The 19,486-nt window shown below is 37.8% G+C and carries 16 protein-coding genes and 2 rRNA genes; 12 read left to right on the top strand and 6 right to left on the bottom strand.

Going from position 1 to position 19,486, the window contains the following annotated elements:
* The first annotated feature begins 199 nt into the window (after window positions 1-199).
* The 3 genes from A9G31_RS07175 (at window position 200) to pgi (ending at window position 5,397) form a co-directional block, all read left to right on the top strand.
* A 23S ribosomal RNA gene (locus A9G31_RS07175) occupies window positions 200-3,099 on the top strand.
* A 157-nt stretch (window positions 3,100-3,256) separates the two neighbouring features.
* Window positions 3,257-3,372: ribosomal RNA gene (gene rrf / locus A9G31_RS07170) — 5S ribosomal RNA — on the top strand.
* 375 nt (window positions 3,373-3,747) lie between these two features.
* Window positions 3,748-5,397, top strand: coding sequence for a glucose-6-phosphate isomerase (gene pgi, locus A9G31_RS07165; RefSeq protein WP_065561052.1), 1,650 nt, complete (start codon window positions 3,748-3,750; stop codon window positions 5,395-5,397).
* A 78-nt stretch (window positions 5,398-5,475) separates the two neighbouring features.
* Here the strand turns inward: pgi and crr are convergent, their stop codons facing one another.
* From crr to A9G31_RS07145, 4 genes are all read right to left on the bottom strand, one after another.
* Complete coding sequence (gene crr / locus A9G31_RS07160; RefSeq protein ID WP_034911117.1) at window positions 5,476-5,979, bottom strand: PTS glucose transporter subunit IIA; 504 nt, start codon at window positions 5,977-5,979, stop codon at window positions 5,476-5,478.
* Window positions 5,980-5,988: 9 nt separating this feature from the next.
* Window positions 5,989-7,716 (bottom strand): phosphoenolpyruvate-protein phosphotransferase PtsI, encoded by a 1,728-nt coding sequence (ptsI, locus tag A9G31_RS07155; RefSeq protein ID WP_034911116.1) that lies wholly within the window; start codon window positions 7,714-7,716, stop codon window positions 5,989-5,991.
* 52 nt (window positions 7,717-7,768) lie between these two features.
* On the bottom strand, window positions 7,769-8,026 hold the full coding sequence (ptsH, locus tag A9G31_RS07150) for a phosphocarrier protein Hpr (protein WP_034911114.1): 258 nt from the start codon (window positions 8,024-8,026) through the stop codon (window positions 7,769-7,771).
* Between the two features lie 134 nt (window positions 8,027-8,160).
* Complete coding sequence (locus A9G31_RS07145) at window positions 8,161-8,493, bottom strand: hypothetical protein (protein WP_034911112.1); 333 nt, start codon at window positions 8,491-8,493, stop codon at window positions 8,161-8,163.
* A 144-nt stretch (window positions 8,494-8,637) separates the two neighbouring features.
* On the opposite strand from A9G31_RS07145, the gene A9G31_RS07140 reads away from it, so the two are divergent.
* Window positions 8,638-9,189 carry a UPF0149 family protein gene (locus A9G31_RS07140; RefSeq protein WP_034911110.1) on the top strand — a complete coding sequence of 184 codons (552 nt, stop codon included), beginning with the start codon at window positions 8,638-8,640 and terminating at the stop codon, window positions 9,187-9,189.
* Window positions 9,190-9,222: 33 nt separating this feature from the next.
* Window positions 9,223-10,542, top strand: a complete 1,320-nt coding sequence (gene pepP / locus A9G31_RS07135; protein WP_034911109.1) for a Xaa-Pro aminopeptidase — start codon at window positions 9,223-9,225, stop codon at window positions 10,540-10,542.
* A 63-nt stretch (window positions 10,543-10,605) separates the two neighbouring features.
* Here the strand turns inward: pepP and A9G31_RS07130 are convergent, their stop codons facing one another.
* Window positions 10,606-11,433 (bottom strand): TonB family protein, encoded by an 828-nt coding sequence (locus tag A9G31_RS07130; protein ID WP_176700369.1) that lies wholly within the window; start codon window positions 11,431-11,433, stop codon window positions 10,606-10,608.
* Window positions 11,434-11,589: 156 nt separating this feature from the next.
* Between A9G31_RS07130 and ispB the strand changes: the two genes are divergently transcribed.
* Both ispB and A9G31_RS07120 read left to right on the top strand, forming a co-directional pair.
* Window positions 11,590-12,576, top strand: coding sequence for an octaprenyl diphosphate synthase (ispB, locus tag A9G31_RS07125; RefSeq protein ID WP_065561050.1), 987 nt, complete (start codon window positions 11,590-11,592; stop codon window positions 12,574-12,576).
* 109 nt (window positions 12,577-12,685) lie between these two features.
* On the top strand, window positions 12,686-13,558 hold the full coding sequence (locus A9G31_RS07120) for an EamA family transporter (protein ID WP_065561049.1): 873 nt from the start codon (window positions 12,686-12,688) through the stop codon (window positions 13,556-13,558).
* A gap of 139 nt (window positions 13,559-13,697) precedes the next feature.
* Here A9G31_RS07120 and ffh read toward each other — a convergent pair whose 3' ends face one another.
* Entirely contained in the window at window positions 13,698-15,065 is a 1,368-nt protein-coding gene (ffh, locus tag A9G31_RS07115; RefSeq protein WP_065561048.1) for a signal recognition particle protein, read from the bottom strand.
* Between the two features lie 185 nt (window positions 15,066-15,250).
* On the opposite strand from ffh, the gene A9G31_RS07110 reads away from it, so the two are divergent.
* From A9G31_RS07110 to galU, 5 genes are all read left to right on the top strand, one after another.
* Window positions 15,251-15,634 carry a RidA family protein gene (locus A9G31_RS07110; protein WP_065561047.1) on the top strand — a complete coding sequence of 128 codons (384 nt, stop codon included), beginning with the start codon at window positions 15,251-15,253 and terminating at the stop codon, window positions 15,632-15,634.
* Between the two features lie 269 nt (window positions 15,635-15,903).
* Entirely contained in the window at window positions 15,904-17,106 is a 1,203-nt protein-coding gene (locus A9G31_RS07105; protein ID WP_065561046.1) for an amino acid aminotransferase, read from the top strand.
* A gap of 35 nt (window positions 17,107-17,141) precedes the next feature.
* Complete coding sequence (locus tag A9G31_RS07100) at window positions 17,142-17,273, top strand: entericidin A/B family lipoprotein (protein WP_202112501.1); 132 nt, start codon at window positions 17,142-17,144, stop codon at window positions 17,271-17,273.
* Between the two features lie 135 nt (window positions 17,274-17,408).
* Complete coding sequence (locus tag A9G31_RS07095) at window positions 17,409-17,843, top strand: hypothetical protein (RefSeq protein ID WP_141671409.1); 435 nt, start codon at window positions 17,409-17,411, stop codon at window positions 17,841-17,843.
* A 116-nt stretch (window positions 17,844-17,959) separates the two neighbouring features.
* Window positions 17,960-18,874 carry a UTP--glucose-1-phosphate uridylyltransferase GalU gene (galU, locus tag A9G31_RS07090; protein WP_065561044.1) on the top strand — a complete coding sequence of 305 codons (915 nt, stop codon included), beginning with the start codon at window positions 17,960-17,962 and terminating at the stop codon, window positions 18,872-18,874.
* Window positions 18,875-19,486 lie beyond the last annotated feature (612 nt).

The following is a 19,486-nucleotide window of genomic DNA, read 5'->3' as shown; positions in this document are numbered from 1 at the left end:
TTTAAGTGAATAGAAAGATAAAGCTCTTTAACAATTAGGAACAAGCTGAAAGAAACGAGTTCTCGTTTTTACGAAAGGCTTTTGATTATAGATTGAGTTAAAGTTTATTGAACTTTAATTGAATAATTTATAAATAAAAAGAGAATAAGTAAGAAAGAGAAGAAAGCGTAATTTAAACCAAGACAACTGTGAGTTGTAAGGTTAAGAAATTAAGCGTACACGGTGGATGCCTAGGCAATCAGAGGCGAAGAAGGACGTGTTAATCTGCGAAAAGCGACGGTAAGCTGATAAAAAGCGCAATAGCCGTCGATGTCCGAATGGGGAAACCCAGTGTAGGAAACTACACTATCATCTAATGAATTCATAGTTAGATGAGGCGAACCGGGAGAACTGAAACATCTAAGTACCCCGAGGAAAAGAAATCAACCGAGATTCCCTGAGTAGCGGCGAGCGAAAGGGGAGGAGCCCAAGCGGGTAGCATAAAGTATTAGTGGAAGCGTCTGGAAAGTCGCACGATAGAGGGTGAAAGTCCCGTACACGAAGGTACGTTATGTGGAAGCTTATAGAGTAGGGCGGGACACGTGATATCCTGTCTGAAGAGGGGGGGACCATCCTCCAAGGCTAAATACTCCTGATTGACCGATAGTGAACCAGTACCGTGAGGGAAAGGCGAAAAGAACCCCGGGAGGGGAGTGAAATAGACCCTGAAACCGTGTACGTACAATCAGTGGGAGCTGTTACCGTTGGGTAATAGTGACTGCGTACCTTTTGTATAATGGGTCAGCGACTTATATTCTGTAGCGAGGTTAACCGAATAGGGGAGCCGAAGGGAAACCGAGTATTAACTGTGCGTTAAGTTGCAGGGTATAGACCCGAAACCCGGTGATCTAGCCATGGGCAGGTTGAAGGTTGGTTAACACTAACTGGAGGACCGAACCGACTAATGTTGAAAAATTAGCGGATGACCTGTGGCTGGGGGTGAAAGGCCAATCAAACCGGGAGATAGCTGGTTCTCCCCGAAAGCTATTTAGGTAGCGCCTCATGAATGACTGTTGGGGGTAGAGCACTGTTTCGGCTAGGGGGCCATCCCGGCTTACCAACCCGATGCAAACTCCGAATACTGACAAGTTGAATCATGGGAGACACACGGCGGGTGCTAACGTTCGTCGTGAAGAGGGAAACAACCCAGACCGCCAGCTAAGGTCCCAAAGTCATAGTTAAGTGGGAAACGAAGTGGGAAGGCTTAGACAGCTAGGATGTTGGCTTAGAAGCAGCCATCATTTAAAGAAAGCGTAATAGCTCACTAGTCGAGTCGGCCTGCGCGGAAGATGTAACGGGGCTAAAACTATGCACCGAAGCTGCGGCAGTGCACGTAAGTGTATTGGGTAGGGGAGCGTTCTGTAAGCCGTAGAAGGTGTGTTGTGAGGCATGCTGGAGGTATCAGAAGTGCGAATGCTGACATAAGTAACGATAAAGCGGGTGAAAAGCCCGCTCGCCGGAAGACCAAGGGTTCCTGTCCAACGTTAATCGGGGCAGGGTGAGTCGACCCCTAAGGAGAGGCCGAAGGGCGTATCTGATGGGAAACGGGTTAATATTCCCGTACTGGCTATAACTGCGATGGGGTGACGAAGAAGGCTAGGTTTACCACCTATTGGATGGTGGGTTAAGCGTGTAGGGGTGTGATTAGGCAAATCCGGTCACTGAAACTCTGAGGCGTGATGACGAGCTGCTAAGGCAGTGAAGTAATTGATGCCCTGCTTCCAGGAAAATCCTCTAAGCTTCAGGTTATAGTTAATCGTACCCGAAACCGACACAGGTGGTCAGGTAGAGAATACTAAGGCGCTTGAGAGAACTCGGGTGAAGGAACTAGGCAAAATGGTGCCGTAACTTCGGGAGAAGGCACGCTGATGTGTAATTGAAATCCCATGCGGACGTAGGTGAAATCAGTCGAAGATACCAGCTGGCTGCAACTGTTTAATAAAAACACAGCACTGTGCAAACACGAAAGTGGACGTATACGGTGTGACGCCTGCCCGGTGCTGGAAGGTTAATTGATGGGGTTATGCTTATGCAGAAGCTCCTGATCGAAGCCCCAGTAAACGGCGGCCGTAACTATAACGGTCCTAAGGTAGCGAAATTCCTTGTCGGGTAAGTTCCGACCTGCACGAATGGCGTAATGATGGCCAGGCTGTCTCCACCCGAGACTCAGTGAAATTGAAATTGCCGTGAAGATGCGGTGTACCCGTGGCAAGACGGAAAGACCCCGTGAACCTTTACTATAGCTTGACAGTGAACATTGAGCCTTAATGTGTAGGATAGGTGGGAGGCAAAGAAGCATGCACGCCAGTGTGAGTGGAGTCGACCTTGAAATACCACCCTTTAATGTTTGATGTTCTAACCTATACTTCTGAATCGAGGTAAGGGACACTGTCTGGTGGGTAGTTTGACTGGGGCGGTCTCCTCCCAAAGAGTAACGGAGGAGCACGAAGGTTAGCTAATCCTGGTCGGACATCAGGAGGTTAGTGCAATGGCAAAAGCTAGCTTGACTGCGAGAGTGACGGCTCGAGCAGGTACGAAAGTAGGTCATAGTGATCCGGTGGTTCTGAATGGAAGGGCCATCGCTCAACGGATAAAAGGTACTCCGGGGATAACAGGCTGATACCGCCCAAGAGTTCATATCGACGGCGGTGTTTGGCACCTCGATGTCGGCTCATCACATCCTGGGGCTGAAGTAGGTCCCAAGGGTACGGCTGTTCGCCGTTTAAAGTGGTACGCGAGCTGGGTTTAGAACGTCGTGAGACAGTTCGGTCCCTATCTGCCATGGGCGTAGGAAAATTGAGAGGGTTTGCTTCTAGTACGAGAGGACCGAAGTGAACGCACCGCTGGTGTACGGGTTGTGATGCCAATTGCATTGCCCGGTAGCTACGTGCGGAATAGATAAGTGCTGAAAGCATCTAAGCACGAAACTAGCCTCGAGATGAGTTTTCCCTGAAGAGATTCAGTAAGGTCCGTTTGAGACTAAGACGTAGATAGGTCAGGTGTGTAAGTGTAGTGATACATTGAGCTAACTGATACTAATGAACCGAGAGTCTTAACCTTACAACTCGGAGTTGTTTTGGTTTACGCAGAAGTTATTGCTAGATGAGGAAATCATCGAAAAGAGAATAGAGATAGAAAAAACAGTTTGTTCCGAATTGAGTGATTGTTGTTGATATGAGATAATGGACAGCGATAAAGAAAGAGAGTACAGGATATGTCTGGCGGTAATAGCGCGGTGGTCCCACCTGACCCCATGCCGAACTCAGAAGTGAAACGCCGTAGTGCCGATGGTAGTGTGGGTATTACCCATGTGAGAGTAGGGTGCCGCCAGACTTTTAAATATAGAGAGAGCCCAGCAGTAGTGCTGGGCTTTTTTGCTTTTTGGAATAGTTAAATTTCATTTTGATTATTGATAATTAGGATAACGATAAAATCAGCTTATTGACAATTTTTAATAAGAAAATGATAACCAAACTAGCCCTCATCCCTCATATTAAATAATATTGCGATTAAACTTTTTAAATTGTATTTCTGCAGTCTAGAAACTCTCTTTTGTATGAGCAAATCTTTTATTAATAATAGGATGATCAAAATTTCCTTTTCTATATTATTTTTTAAACTTATTTTTATTGATTAGATCCTTATCTTGCATCATGTCAGGCATAGTTATATTATGACTACAATGCTATATTATTTAAGGAATAAATTATGTTAAAATCAATTGATCCAACAACAACCCAATCTTGGAAATCCCTTCAAGCTAGTTACGAAAAACACCACAATAAAACCATTGCACAAATTTTGAAAGAAGAACCGAAACGCGTTGAAAAACTTACTATTCCTTTTGAAGATGAGTTTTTAGTTGATTTGTCTAAAAATAGAGTAACGAAAGAAACGCTAGAATTGCTTTATAAGCTAGCTGATGAATGCGATCTAATTGGTGCAACTAAAGCCATGTATAGTGGTGAAAAGATTAATTGTACAGAAAATCGAGCTGTATTACATGTTGCATTACGCAACGTATCAAATACACCAATTTATGTTGATGGTAAGAATGTGATGGATGATGTTAACGCTGTCTTAGCTAAGATGGAATCATTCAGTAAAAAAATCATTAATGGTGAATGGAAAGGATACACAGGTAAAGCCATTACCGATGTGGTTAATATTGGTATTGGAGGTTCAGATCTAGGACCAGTAATGATTACCGAAGCACTACGACCTTACAAAAACCACTTGAACATGCATTTCGTATCAAATGTAGATGGTACTCATATTGTTGAAGCGTTAAAAGGCTTAAATCCTGAAACCACTTTATTTTTGGTTGCATCCAAAACTTTTACCACTCAAGAAACTATGACAAATGCACAAACAGCACGAGCATGGTTACTTGATGCTGCTAAAGATGATAAAGCAGTTGCTTTGCACTTTGTTGCTCTTTCAACTAATGCTAATGAAGTTGAAAAATTTGGTATTGATACAGCTAATATGTTTGAATTTTGGGATTGGGTTGGTGGACGTTATTCATCTTGGTCGGCAATTGGCTTATCGATTGTTTTATCAATTGGTTTTGATAACTTCAAACAATTTTTAGCGGGTGGTCACGCAATGGATAAGCACTTCCAAAGCGCACCAATTGATAAAAATATCCCGACGCTACTGGCATTAATTGGTATTTGGTACAACAATTTTTGTGGTGCTGAAACTGAAGCTATTTTACCATATGATCAGTACATGCACCGTTTTGCAGCTTATTTTCAACAAGGAAATATGGAGTCAAATGGTAAAAGTGTCGATCGCAACGGTAATAAAACACCTTACACAACAGGCCCAATTATTTGGGGTGAGCCAGGAACCAATGGTCAACATGCATTTTATCAATTAATTCACCAAGGTACTAAACTCATTCCTTGTGATTTTATTGCGCCAGCAATAAGCCATAATCCAGTTGGAGATCATCACCCAAAATTATTATCTAACTTTTTTGCTCAAACTGAAGCTTTAGCTTTTGGTAAAACAAAAGAACAGGTCGAGCAAGAGTTCATAGCTGCAGGAAAAAATCTTGATGAAGTGAAGTCTGTTGTACCATTTAAAGTATTTGAAGGTAATAAACCAACTAATTCAATATTAGTGAAAAAAATTACACCTTATGCTCTTGGTGCCTTAGTTGCGATGTATGAGCATAAAATCTTTACTCAAGGCGTTATTCTTAATATATTTAGTTTTGATCAATGGGGTGTTGAACTTGGTAAACAACTTGCTGGACGTATTTTACCTGAATTAGCAGATGATAAACCAGTTAGCTCTCACGATGATTCAACAAATAGCTTAATCAACCAATACAAAAAATGGCGTTAAGTATTATTAAAAAAGATAAGTTATAACATAAAAAAAACCTTCAGCTAAAACTGAAGGTTTTTTATAATAGTGAAAAAATTATTTTTTCACACGCATTATTGGTGTTTTACCTGCTTCGACAGAGCCCGATAATTTATTTAATTCTATTATGGTTTCCATATTAGAAATAACTACCGGAGTTAATACCGATTTGGCTTTGCTTTCAAGTAGAGGTAAATCAATTTCAATAATGGTATCACCCACTTTAACCTGCTGACCTTCTTCTGCAACTCGCTTGAAACCTTCACCTTTTAGTTCTACTGTATCAATACCGAAGTGAACAAAAAGCTCAATACCTTCATCTGATTCTATAGCAAAAGCGTGGTTAGTTTCGAAGATTTTGCCTATTTTCCCACTTAATGGAGCGACAATTTTATTACCAGAAGGTTTAATTGCTACTCCATCACCAACGATTTTTTCAGCAAAAACCACATCTGGCACATCTTCGATTTTAACGATTTCGCCACTTAAGGGAGCAATAATCTCGATGCTGTTTTTATTATCATCGGATACGAATTGCTTAATTTTATCGAATAGACCCATTATTGCCTCCTAACAAATTTGCTTTTCAGCAGTGTAATTTTCAATTAAATCAATTATTTCTTTAGAAGTTGCTTTTTCTAATACAGTATCAGCAAATTTCTTCGCTTCTTCATAGTTAGTGTTGCGAATTAATTTTTTGATTTTAGGAATTGATACTGCACTCATACTAAATTCATCAAGTCCCATACCGAGCAATAAGATTGTGGCTCTTTCATCACCGGCAAGCTCTCCACACATACCTGTCCATTTACCTTCTTTATGAGAAGCATCGATGACATTTTTAATCAGAGTTAACACTGAAGGCGAAAACGGATTATAAAGATGAGAAATTAATTCATTACCACGGTCAACGGCAAGCGTATATTGTGTTAAGTCATTGGTACCGATACTAAAAAAGTCTACTTCCTTGGCTAAGTGATGTGCAATCACAGCTGCAGCTGGAGTTTCAATCATTACGCCGATTTCAATATTTTTATCAAATGCTTTACCTTCAGCATTCAATTGTTCTTTAAGAATATTGATTTCGGACTTTAATGTACGAATTTCTTCAACAGAAATAATCATTGGGAACATAATGCGCAATTTACCAAATGCAGATGCACGCAAAATTGCACGTAATTGTGCATGAAGTACTTCTTTACGATCTAAACAGATTCGAATTGCTCGCCAACCTAAGAATGGATTTTCTTCTTTTGGTAAATGCATATAAGGTACATCCTTATCGCCACCAATATCCATGGTACGGACAATTACCGATAAACCATTGGTTGATTCAGCTACTTCTTTATATGCTTTAAATTGTTCTTCTTCGTCAGGATAAGCTTCACGATCCATAAATAAGAATTCAGTACGGTATAGACCAACACCCTCATAACCGTTACGTTCAGCACCTGCAATATCACGCACTGTACCAATGTTACCGCAAATTTCTACTTGATGGCCATCAAGGGTTACAGCAGGTAGATCTTTCAATTTAGCTAGCTCTTCTTTATCACTAATATATTTAGCTTGAACTTGTTTTAATTTTTCTTGAGTTGTGTGATCTGGATTGATATAAATAGCATTATTTATTGCATCTAAAATAACAAAATCACCTTGTTTGATTGCTTGAGTTGCATTAGATGTTCCAACGATAGCTGGGATTTCTAAAGAACGAGCCATAATTGAAGTATGCGAAGTACGGCCACCAGCATCAGTAATAAAACCTAGCACCATATCCAAGTTTAGCTGAGCTGTTTCAGAAGGTGTTAAATCGGTTGCAACTAAAATACATGGTTGGCTAATAGCACTCAAGTCAACAATTTCAATACCTAAAATATTTTTGAGTAAACGTTTACCAATATCACGAATATCAGCGGCACGTTCTTTTAGGTATTCATCATCTAGATTCTCTAATTCTTTAGCTTGAGTTTCAAATACAGATTGGACAGCGGCATCAGCGGTTGAATGTTTACTTTGAATGCGAGAAATAACTTCTTGTTCAAGATCCTCATCTTCAAGAAGCATAATATGCCCTTCAAAAATGACCGCTTTATCTTCGCCTAATGTGGATTTTGCTCGTTCCATAATCGTATGTAGCTGTTTACTTGATTTTTGGCGAGCTTCCTTGAAGCGCTCAATTTCAGCCTCAATCTTGTTATCAAGAATTTGTCTATTACTAATAACAATAGGCTCTTCTTTTAATAATAGCGCTTTAGCAAAAGCGATACCGGGGGAAACAAGTGTACCTGATACCATAACATTTAATCCTTATTCTATTTTAAAACCGTTCATAGCTAATCGGGAGTTATTATTCCAACTCAGGAATTAATTTTACTAAATGAGCAACAGCTTCTTTTTCGTCTTCACCTTCGGCAGAAATGGTAATAGTTGTGCCTTGTGATAAACCTAATGTTTGTAACTTAAACAGACTTTTAGCACTCGCACTTTTACCATTAGATGTGACAGTAATTTCTGCATTAAAGTTCTTTGCTTCTTTAACAAATTGTGCAGCAGGGCGGGTATGAAGACCGTTAGATGCAGTAATAGTTACATCTTGTTTATACATATTATTTTACTCCCAAAATATTTTGTTTCACCGACCAATATAAATAAAAAACGCCTGAAAGGCTAGTAAGATTTAATTGATCTTTTATATTAAGTCAGCCGTATTAGCTATCACATTAAGATAGCCGTAATTTATCAGTATCGGTAGATACGAGTGACTTTATCACTACATTTTTTAAATTCTACCTGTCCATGGATTCCATGTTTAATATTCTCAAAAACGATTTCTTCACTACCATCAAGTTGTGATGCACGGATCTCATCTCTACAGAAAGCTTCAAATCGTTGTAATTCCTGTTCACTATTACCCAATTTATAAGATGAAGGTAAATCTTGGCTGGTTACATAGGTATGTATTTTATCTTGCACATCAAGGACAATTACGCCTTTATTAGATAAAAACGAACTACAGGAGGTTAATGATAATATTAATCCTGCAAAAAATAATAGTTGCAGAGAAAATTTCATGATAAATCCTATAATGTTCAAAATAATTCCTTTATAAAGCACAGCAACCTGTTTATGATTTATAATTAGATGCAAATTATATACTAATAATCGAAGAAAGTGCAGAGTGCATTTTTCTTGATGTAATAATATTAGGGGAAGTTTATGTCAGATACTATTAATTACGACGAATTTAATCGCCAATTAATCCAAAATAAAATAGGCATTACTGCTGCTGAGTTACATGGTTTTCTTTCAGGCATATTAGCTGGAGGTAACTATGACGAAAGCTGGCGTCCATTAGTTGAGGATATGTTAAATAATGGTCAAAAAATGCCAACATCATTAGATGAAAAAATTAGCCAACTTTATGCGCTTATCAAACAGCAATTTTTTGAAGAAGATTTCAGCTTTCAGTTATTACTTAGCGACAAAGATTTATATACACAACTGGATGATCTAGTTGGTTGGGTAAATCATTTCTTACTTGGTATTGGGCTTGTGCAACCTAAAATTAACCACATCAAAGGTGATGTTGGTGAAGCTATTTATGACCTACGTCAAATTGTTAAACTAGGCTATGATGAAAATGAAGATCAACAAGAGCTTGGTTTTGCTTTTGAAGAGATAAAAGAGTATGTTCGCATAACTTCTATGCTATGTTTTGATGAATTTAACGAATTTAATGAGGCTGACACACCCCCAACAATCCATTAATATTAATAACATTACATCTTCAGGGGCATCACAATGATAAATACTGATATCGAAACAGAACTTTTTGCACGTCGAGAAAAATTACTAGCTCAAATGATACCAAATAGTGTCGCACTTTTTTTTGCTGCTCCAGAAATGACGAGGAGTAATGACACCCACTACCCATATCGACAAAATAGCGACTTTTGGTATTTTACACTTTTTTCTGAACCAGAAGCGGTATTTGCAGTAGTTAAACAAAAAGATAATACAACTAAATACATATTATTTAATCGCCCCAAAGATACGCTAGCAGAGACTTGGACTGGTTACCGTTTAGGTCAAGATGCCGCATTACAGACGGTTTTTGTTGATGAAGCTTATACATTTGATGAGATTGAAAAAGTATTACCTGATTTATTAAATGGCAAAACGGCGGTTTACCATGCCGACCAACAGTATCAATATGCCGATAGAATCGTAAATCGCGCAATGAATACGCTGCGACAAGGAAGTAGATTAAATCTTTATGCACCAAACAGCACGATCGATTGGCGACCGATAGTTCATCAAATGCGCATGTTTAAATCAGATTTTGAAATAAAAATATTGCGCAAGGCTTGCAAAATCAGCGCTCAGTCTCACGTTCGAGCAATGCAAAGATGTAAACCGAATATGTATGAGTATCAACTAGAAGCTGAAATCTTGCATGAATTTGCGTGGCATGGCGCACGAGCACCATCTTATAACACCATTGTTGGTAGTGGTAATAATGGATGTATACTACATTATGAAAATAATAGTCAGCAGTTAAAAGATGGCGATTTAGTTTTAATTGATGCGGGTTGTGAATATCAGTACTATGCAGGCGATATAACTCGCACTTTTCCTATCAATGGCAAATTTAGCCAAGCTCAACTTGAAATTTATAACATCGTTTTAGCATCACAATATCAAGCCATTAAATTGTTTAAACCGGGCACTTCAATTATGGAAGTCAATAATCAAGTTGTAAGAACGATGGTAGAAGGTTTAGTAAAACTCGGGATTATGCAAGGTGATGTTGATAGCTTAATTGCTAATAAAGCTTATACACAATATTACATGCACGGTTTAGGCCATTGGTTAGGTATTGATGTGCATGATGTTGGTAGTGGACGAGATCGAATTCTAGAGTCAGGAATGGTATTGACTGTTGAACCAGGGCTTTATATTAATCAAGAATCAGATGTACCAGCACAATATAAAGGTATCGGTATTCGGATCGAAGATAACATTTTAATTACTGACACAGGGAATGAAGTTCTGACAGGTGATGTTCCAAAAGAGCCAGCCGAAATTGAAAAATTAATGGAAAATAAATTTACTCATTAATTGTGTCGTTACCGTAATTTTTAAAATAAAAATTACGGTTTTTTGTTTTCATCTATCTAATTATTAATCCAACTTAATTGATTTATCACGGTTAAAAATAATTCTAATTTTTAGGTCTTTTGCTGGAATTGGTTTGTACTTCCAAGTTTTCATGGCATTTATTACCGAACGATTAAATATATTATTAGGATTTGCTTCAACAATGCGAATATTTTCAACTCGCCCATCGCTGTTAATATCAAACATTGCTACCACATAGCCTTCTAAGCGCATATCAAGCGCTCGGCGTGGATACTCAGGTTGATTCCGTCTAATTGGAGACGGATTACCTGAATATTGGCGATTATCTGAAAGTTTGGGTGCAACAGAGGTATTTGCCAAATTATCACTAACCACTTCTTGCCTAACTTGTTTATGAGAAGCTTTTTGGACTGGCCTGCGCTTTTTTTTCGGCTTTTTCTCTTTTTTTACTACAACTTCCTTTTGGGGTTCAACCGTTGATTTATCGGATATTTTTTCGAGAATAGATTCAGGATTTTCTTCCTTAACTACTTCAGGTTCAACAACAGGATCAACTGGTTTTTCTTCAATTTGTTTGTTATCGATCAGTTCACTATTTTCCGCACCTTGAATTTCAGGGGTATTTTCAACTAATGATTGTTCAGGGGCGGCAAATTGCGATAGATCGACCATAATAGCTTTAATCGCATTATCGCCTTCATCAACAGCAACATTTTTAGCAAACAAGACAGAACTAAAGAGCAGAGCAAATAAGATCAGATGCGACAATACAGAAACTGATGTACATACATAGGTGTTTTTAGGTTTTTTTTTAATTGGACTCAAAGGGGTCTTAGTATCATCGAGATCTATATCAAAGTTAATCTTCATAATAATAATCATATTTAACTTAATGACAGTTATTCTAAATGAAAATGCTTATCATTTGTAGTGTTATTTTAAAATAAGATGGATGATACCTTGTTGCATAAAGATATTTATCAGATAATAGAAAATAAATATCTATTATTTGTAGTGGTTAGGCTGATGAATACTCCATCAATGAATCAAATACTCGATCTTGTTAAAAATGATTTAGTCAAAGTAAATGAGGCAATACAGGCAGAACTAACTTCTGATGTGGCTTTAATTAATCAATTAGGCAATTACATCATTAGTAGTGGTGGCAAACGTATACGTCCTGTTATCGCATTATTAATAGCCAAAGCACTCAACTACCAAGGCGATAAACATATTATCACTGCTGCTTTTATTGAATTCATTCATACCGCCACCTTATTGCATGATGATGTTGTTGACGAATCCGATTTACGCCGAGGCAAATCAACCGCCAATGCACTTTTTGGCAATGCCGCGAGCGTATTAGTTGGCGATTATATTTACACACGCTCTTTTCAAATGATGGTACGTACAGAATCGTTTAAAGTATTGACGATCATGTCGGCTGCAACCAATGTAATAGCTGAAGGTGAAGTACAACAGTTGATTAATTGTAACGATCCAGATATCACAAAAGAACAATATTTAGATGTAATTTATCGAAAAACGGCACGTCTATTTGAAGCAACATCGCATTCTGCTGCTGTCCTAGCTGGAGCTAGTGAGAAGCAAGAACTCGCCTTACAAGAATATGGAAAATATTTAGGCACAGCCTTTCAAATCATTGATGATCTACTCGATTATAGCGCTGATAGCATCCAAAAATTAGGTAAAAATTTAGGGGACGATCTTAACGAAGGCAAGCCCACTCTACCGCTTTTACATGCTATGCACCACACAAAAAACGCCCAAGATGCGGCATTAATACGCCAAGCAATAGAGCAAGGTAATGGTCGACAATTATTAGATCGCATTTTAAACATCATGGACGAATGTGGTTCGCTAGATTTTACGTTACAAACAGCCCAAAAAGAAGCGCAAAAAGCGTTTGACGTTATCGCAATTTTACCTGATTCGCCTTATAAACAAGCGTTACAAGATCTTGCCTTATTGTCAGTAAAAAGAGAAAACTAACTAGCCAACAAATCAATTGATAGTATATTTTTATACTCAAACACATAGTTATCGGAAACTTTTTATCAATAGTTTCATATACAATAAATTAAATTTAAGGTAATTATTTATGCTTAAAAGGTTTTGGCCTGTTTTGTTAATTTTTATCTCGATGATTTCAGTGCAAGGCAGTGCCTCAATAGCCAAATATCTGTTTCCTGTATTAGGGCCTGAAGGGATGACAGCTTGGCGATTATTTTTTTCAGCAATTATGCTAATTTTAATATTCAAGCCGTGGCGTAAAACACTGACAAAACAAGCACTAAAATACATTTTTTTATACGGTATTTCAATTGGTTGTATGAATTTAGCGTTTTACAACGCAATCGCAAGAATTCCGCTAGGTATTGCAGTTGCCATTGAACTCATGGGGCCAATTATGGTGGCGATGTGCATCTCGCGTAAAGTACTTGATTTTATTTGGTTAGGTGTTGCTATTATTGGCTTGGCTATGCTTTTACCCATTGAACAAGCTTCAAGCAATTTAGATCCCAAGGGTATTTTATTTGCGCTATTAGCTGGAAGTGGTTGGGCGTGTTACATCTTATTTGGACGCAAAGCCAGCACTATTTATGGCTCAGCCAGCGTAGCGATTGGATCAGTCATTGCTTCGTGCTTTTTATTTCCTATTGGAATTTGGCAAAGTGGCAGTACCATGTTTTCGTTGGAATTGCTCCCAATGGTTTTTCTGGTCTCATTATTAGCATCAGCAATCCCTTATGGATTAGACATGATTGCACTACCAAAATTACCGGCACAAACATTTAGTACATTAATGAGCTTATCGCCTGTTTTTGCCGCGCTTTCTGGGCTCATTGTTTTGCATGAACAACTAACCCACTACCAGTGCTTAGCCATTATTTTTATTATTACCTCATCAATAGGTACAGTGCTAACTATGAGTCGTCCAGTAAAAATAAAATCGAGTAAACCAAACAATTAAATAATTAAAACCACTATTGCACTATTTATAAGTGTGATAGTGGTTTATAAGTGCGATAGTGGTTGTACGGCAAGCTATAGTTAACAGTTACTAAGTACTCAGATATAACTCATTTAATTGAAAATTTAGTATTAATGACTTAACGAGGAGGTAATCCCATACCACCGCCCATTAATCCTTTCATTTGGCGCATCATCTTCATCATGCCGCCACCTTTCATTTTTTTCATCATCTTTTGCATATCTTCGAACTGTTTTAACAGCTTGTTGACATCTTGAACCTGAGTTCCCGAACCGTTGGCAATACGACGTTTACGAGAACCTTTAATGATTTCAGGATTAGCACGCTCTTTTAATGTCATTGAACCAATGATTGCTTCCATTTTGATGGTAATTTTATCATCCATCTGTGCTTTAATATGATCAGGAAGTTGACCAACACCGGGTAATTTAGCTAACAAAGCCCCCATTCCGCCCATATTACGCATCTGTTTTAACTGATCTTGGAAATCGTTAAAATCAAATTTATCACCTTTTTTTAGCTTTTTGGCAATTTTTTCTGCTTTTTCGCGATCGACGTTACTTTGTAATTCTTCAATTAAAGATAGCACATCGCCCATACCTAAAATACGTGAAGCAATGCGATCAGGATAAAATGGCTCTAAAGCGTCTGTCTTTTCACCCATTCCTAAAAATTTAATTGGCTTACCGGTAATGTGGCGAATTGATAACGCTGCACCACCACGAGCATCCCCGTCAACTTTTGTTAAAATTACACCAGTAAGCGGTAATGCATCATTAAACGCTTTAGCGGTATTAGCGGCATCTTGCCCTGTCATAGCATCGACCACAAATAGTGTTTCAATTGGATTGACAGCATGATGGAGCGCTTTGATTTCATCCATCATATCGCTATCAACATGCAAACGGCCTGCAGTATCGACAATTAACACATCAAAAAATTGCAATTTAGCATGCGAAATAGCTTTATTAACGATACTGACTGGCTTTTCAGAAATATCAGATGGAAAAACTTCAACATCAATAGCTTTAGCTAACGTTTCGAGCTGTTTAATCGCAGCAGGGCGATAAACATCGGCAGAAACAACCAACACTTTCTTTTTATGTTTTTCTTTTAAAAATTTAGCTAGCTTAGCAACGCTCGTTGTTTTACCTGCCCCTTGCAAACCTGCCATTAAAATCACTGCAGGTGGTTGAGTTGCCAAATTGAGCGAACTATTAACCTCACCCATAGCAGTTGTTAATTCTGCCTGAACTATTTTGATAAATTCTTGACCTGGGGTTAAGCTCTTATTGACATCTAATCCAACAGCCTTTTCTTTAACTTGATTAATAAATTCACGAACTACGGGTAGTGCAACATCGGCCTCAAGTAGTGCCATACGAACATCGCGCAATGCATCTTTGATATTATCTTCAGATAATCTTCCTCGACCACTAATATTGCGGAATGTCTGTGATAAACGGTCGGTTAAATTCTCGAACATATTAACTCTCGTAATAAATGAAAAATTGCCATTATCATATCAGAAAATTTCAATAAGTCCCACGATCATAATTTTGCACTGACTTGACACAAAATTATGTTCCTGTTGAAATGAAGAAAGAGAAAAAGACGATTATTAATAATTACAAAACAGAATAGATTAGATTAAAAAGGAGAAAATCGGACATGGTAAAAGTAATTAGTACTGATAAAGCGCCAGCAGCTATTGGGCCTTATGTTCAAGCAGTAGATTTAGGTAATATGTTATTTGCCTCAGGACAAATTCCATTAGATCCAACAACTGGTGAAATGCCAACTTGTGTTAAAGAGCAAGCCAAACAAAGTTTAGCGAATGTTAAAGCGATCATCACTGCGGCAGGCTATCAAGTAAGTAATATCGTTAAAACGACTATTTTCTTAGCTGATATCAATGACTTTGCTACGGTAAATGCAGTATACGAAGCCTTTTTTATTGAAAATAATGCATCTTTCCCTGCACGTTCTTGCGTACAAGTAGCTCGAATTCCCAAAGATGCCAAAGTCGAAATCGAAGTTATTGCTGCTAAATAAATTTGCTTACCAGATTAGCACCAATAGGTGCTAATTTTTGTCAAAAAGTTTCAGGTAACTATGTGTTTCAGTATAAAATTAATATAAAAACATAATTTTTGGGGGTATTTTGTTCTTTAATTCCTCTTATTAAAAACGGCAATTTTCCAACCAAAAATCAACTTAATTATTTGCTATTAAACTATTATTTAATGATTGATCGCCAATAGAGTTGGTGCAATAATCTACAATTATTTATTATTATTATTTGTACCAATTGGATTGTAAAAATGTTTGAAAAAGTAGAGCCGTACTCAGGGGACCCCATCTTATCACTAGTAACTGAATTTATTAATGATAGTCGAGACAACAAAATAAATTTAAGTATTGGTTATTATTATGATGAAAATAGCATAGTGCCTCAATTACAATGTATTAAAACGGCGCGTGATTATATCTATCATCACAACCAAGATGCTCAATTGTATTTACCCATGAGTGGCCTACCAGCTTATTGCCAAGCGATCCAATCTTTATTATTTGGTGAAGATCATTCGGCCTCTAAAGATAAACGTATCGCAACGATACAAACCTTAGGTGGATCGGGGGCTCTTAAAATAGGTGCTGATTTTTTATTTCGCTATTTCCCAAATTCACAAGTATGGGTCAGCGATCCAACTTGGGAAAATCACATCGCCATTTTTAATGGTGCTGGTTTTAAAGTAAACCAATATCCTTACTTTGATGAACAAACATGTGGCGTAAAATTTGAAGCAATGCTTGAAACATTAAATCAATTACCTGCTAAAAGCATAGTCTTACTACACCCTTGTTGCCATAACCCAACTGGCGCTGATCTAACGCAAGCACAGTGGGATAAAGTAATAGCAGTTTTACAAGCACGAGATCTTATTCCATTTATGGATATTGCTTATCAAGGCTTTGGCAAAGGTATTGAACAAGACGTTTATGCGATTCGAAAAATGGCAGATGTAGGATTGTGTGGATTTGTTAGTAACTCATTTTCGAAAACATTTTCACTTTATGGTGAACGAGTGGGGGGATTATCTGTTTTATGTGATAACAACCAGATCGCTAACCGCGTGTTAGGACAGTTACAAGCAACGGTTCGCCAAAATTATTCAACCCCAGCGGCATATGGCGTGCAGTTAGTAAGTTATGTTTTAAATAATCCAGAACTTAAAGCACAATGGTTAAAAGAAGTCGACTCGATGAGAACTCGCATCGTAACCATGCGATCAACTCTAGTTGAATTATTAAAAAAAGCGGCACCTGATTGTCATTTTGATTATTTAGTAAAACAGCAGGGCATGTTTAGTTATACCGGTTTTAGTAAAGAGCAAGTTACACAATTAAAAGATAATTTTGCTATTTATTTGGTGGGTAGCGGAAGAATGTGTGTAGCGGGTTTAAATCACCATAATATCGAACGTGTGGCAGAAGCATTTGCTGCACTAAAACAATCATGTTAATAAAGGAGTGTATTTTTATGTTCCATAAAATGTTAATGTTAATATTAGGTATAGCAATGACGACTCTAGTTGTTGGATGTAACACCGTAAAAGGTGTTGGTCAAGATGTCGAATCGGGTGGAAAAGCCATTTCACACACAGCCGAAAAAGTGAGTGATAAAATGTAACTAAGGTTATAGACTATCTACAAATATTTTAATGTCTTAAATATATTTGGTTAAATGTCACGTATTTTATTTACAGTTACATTATTTTTACTTGTTGGGTGCAGCTCGTTAAACTTTCGAACTGCACCTTTAACTATGGAAAATTGTCAATATTCAAACCTGTCAGGTATTGAATTTTTATTAAACCCACTCCCTTCAAATAAACCAAGCTATCAGCATGTTTATATTAGCCAGAGTCGAGAAGGTAAACATTTGCCCAGTAGTTATGCAGGAATAAAAGGCAAATTAACCGATCAAATTCTTATTCGCAATTATCCCAAACAGACATTTTGGCGAACACCAAATTTATTCGAAAGAGCCTCATTATATGATGATGGATATGATGACCTTTACATCAGCAAAGCACAAAAAGAAGCACGTGACCGAAAAGCAAAATTTGTAGTAAGACAAGCCGTGTTACAAAATTGCCAAATTGTTTATATTGCTATTGATTCTTTAGCTAAAGACATAGATAATCCTTTGCTAATTGAATCTAACGATTTATCAATTATTAGACAGGCACAAAAGTGAGTGGCTGAATTACTCATATATAAAAGTCAGAATGAGTCAAAAATACATTTGTTAATGGTCGCCGTAGTGAAATTACTTAAGCGACATAATTAGTTAATTTGTTTTAAGGAAATAAAATGACATCAAATTTAGACAATTCAGTAAATGGAAAAGTAACAAAAGCGGTTATCCCTGTTGCCGGTTTGGGAACACGCATGTTACCAGCTACTAAAGCTATCCCCAAAGAGATGCTCCCCGTTGTTGACAAGCCACTTATTCAATATGTAGTTAAAGAGTGTATTTCCGCAGGCATAACTGAAATTATATTTGTTACGCACTCATCAAAAAACTCAATTGAAAACCACTTTGACACCAGTTTTGAATTAGAAGCCATGTTAGAGGCGCGTGTTAAACGCCAATTATTGCAAGAAGTACAAGGCATTTTACCTAAAAATGTCACCATAACTAGCGTCCGCCAAGGTTTGGCAAAAGGGCTTGGTCATGCGGTATTATGTGCTTATCCTTTAGTTGGTGATGAACCATTTGCTGTTGTTTTACCTGATGTGATTATCGATGAATACGAAAGTGACCTTACTAGTGATAATTTAGCTGCAATGATCAAAAATTACCATGAAACCAAACATAGCCAAATCATGGTAGAGCCAGTGCCAAAAGAATTAGTTTCTTCTTACGGTATTGTTGATTGTCGTGGTCAAGAGCTATCTATGGGTAATGTTGCACAAATGTACAGCGTAGTTGAAAAACCATCAGTTGAAGAAGCCCCATCAAACCAATCCGTTGTTGGACGTTATGTTCTATCTGAAAAAATCTGGCCTTTACTAGCCAAAACGCCATTAGGAGCAGGCGGTGAAATTCAATTGACCGACGCAATTGCCATGTTACTTGAAGAAGATCGCGTTGACGCCTATTGCATAAAAGGCCGTAGCCATGACTGCGGTAATAAATTAGGCTATGTACAAACATTTGTACAATACGCAATGCGACATAAAAGCTTAGGTAGCGATGTTAAAGCTTGGTTAAAAACGCTTTAATTTTTGATTTAGGTTAGCTGGGTTTCGAATGTTTTGACCTTTTGTGGAAATAATTAACATCAGTGACAACATCCGAAACCAATACCCCAAACAACACCACCGTCACTATAACAGCCTGATTTAATTAAAAAGAAAATCAAAAAACTTCATTAAAATCAATAATCTACCGGAGCGATTTTAGGCCTTTAAAAAGCACCTACTCCACCAGTCCCAAAAAACACCCAACCGCTACGCCCCATAAAAAACGCCACCCCCCAAAAAAAAGCCAAAGCAACGCACTTAACCCGCTAACAAATCTTTACAATAAACCAACAAAAAAAGTGGCGCATTATTCATCATCAAGTTATAATTTTTGAGCTTATTCAGGCAAGGAATCGCTCAAAAATCAGGCGAATGGATATAAAAGTTCATAAAAAACAATAAATTACTTGACAAGGAAATAAAAATGCATTACCATGGTTGGCATCTGGCATCTGGCATCTGGCCTGCCAAACCTATGCCCTAAATCTTATTGATTCGCACGGTAGCCAAAGTAGGTCGCCACAGTTATTTTCATCATCGAAGTCATTTCGCGTAGCGAAATCGACGCCGTCATCGGGGTCTTTACTGGCG

This window comes from Gilliamella sp. Gris1-4 (genome assembly GCF_001690335.1).
GTDB lineage: Bacteria > Pseudomonadota > Gammaproteobacteria > Enterobacterales > Orbaceae > Gilliamella > Gilliamella apicola_P.
The sequence above is the reverse complement of the archived record's forward strand: the minus strand, read 5'-3'. Positions and strand labels throughout refer to the sequence as shown.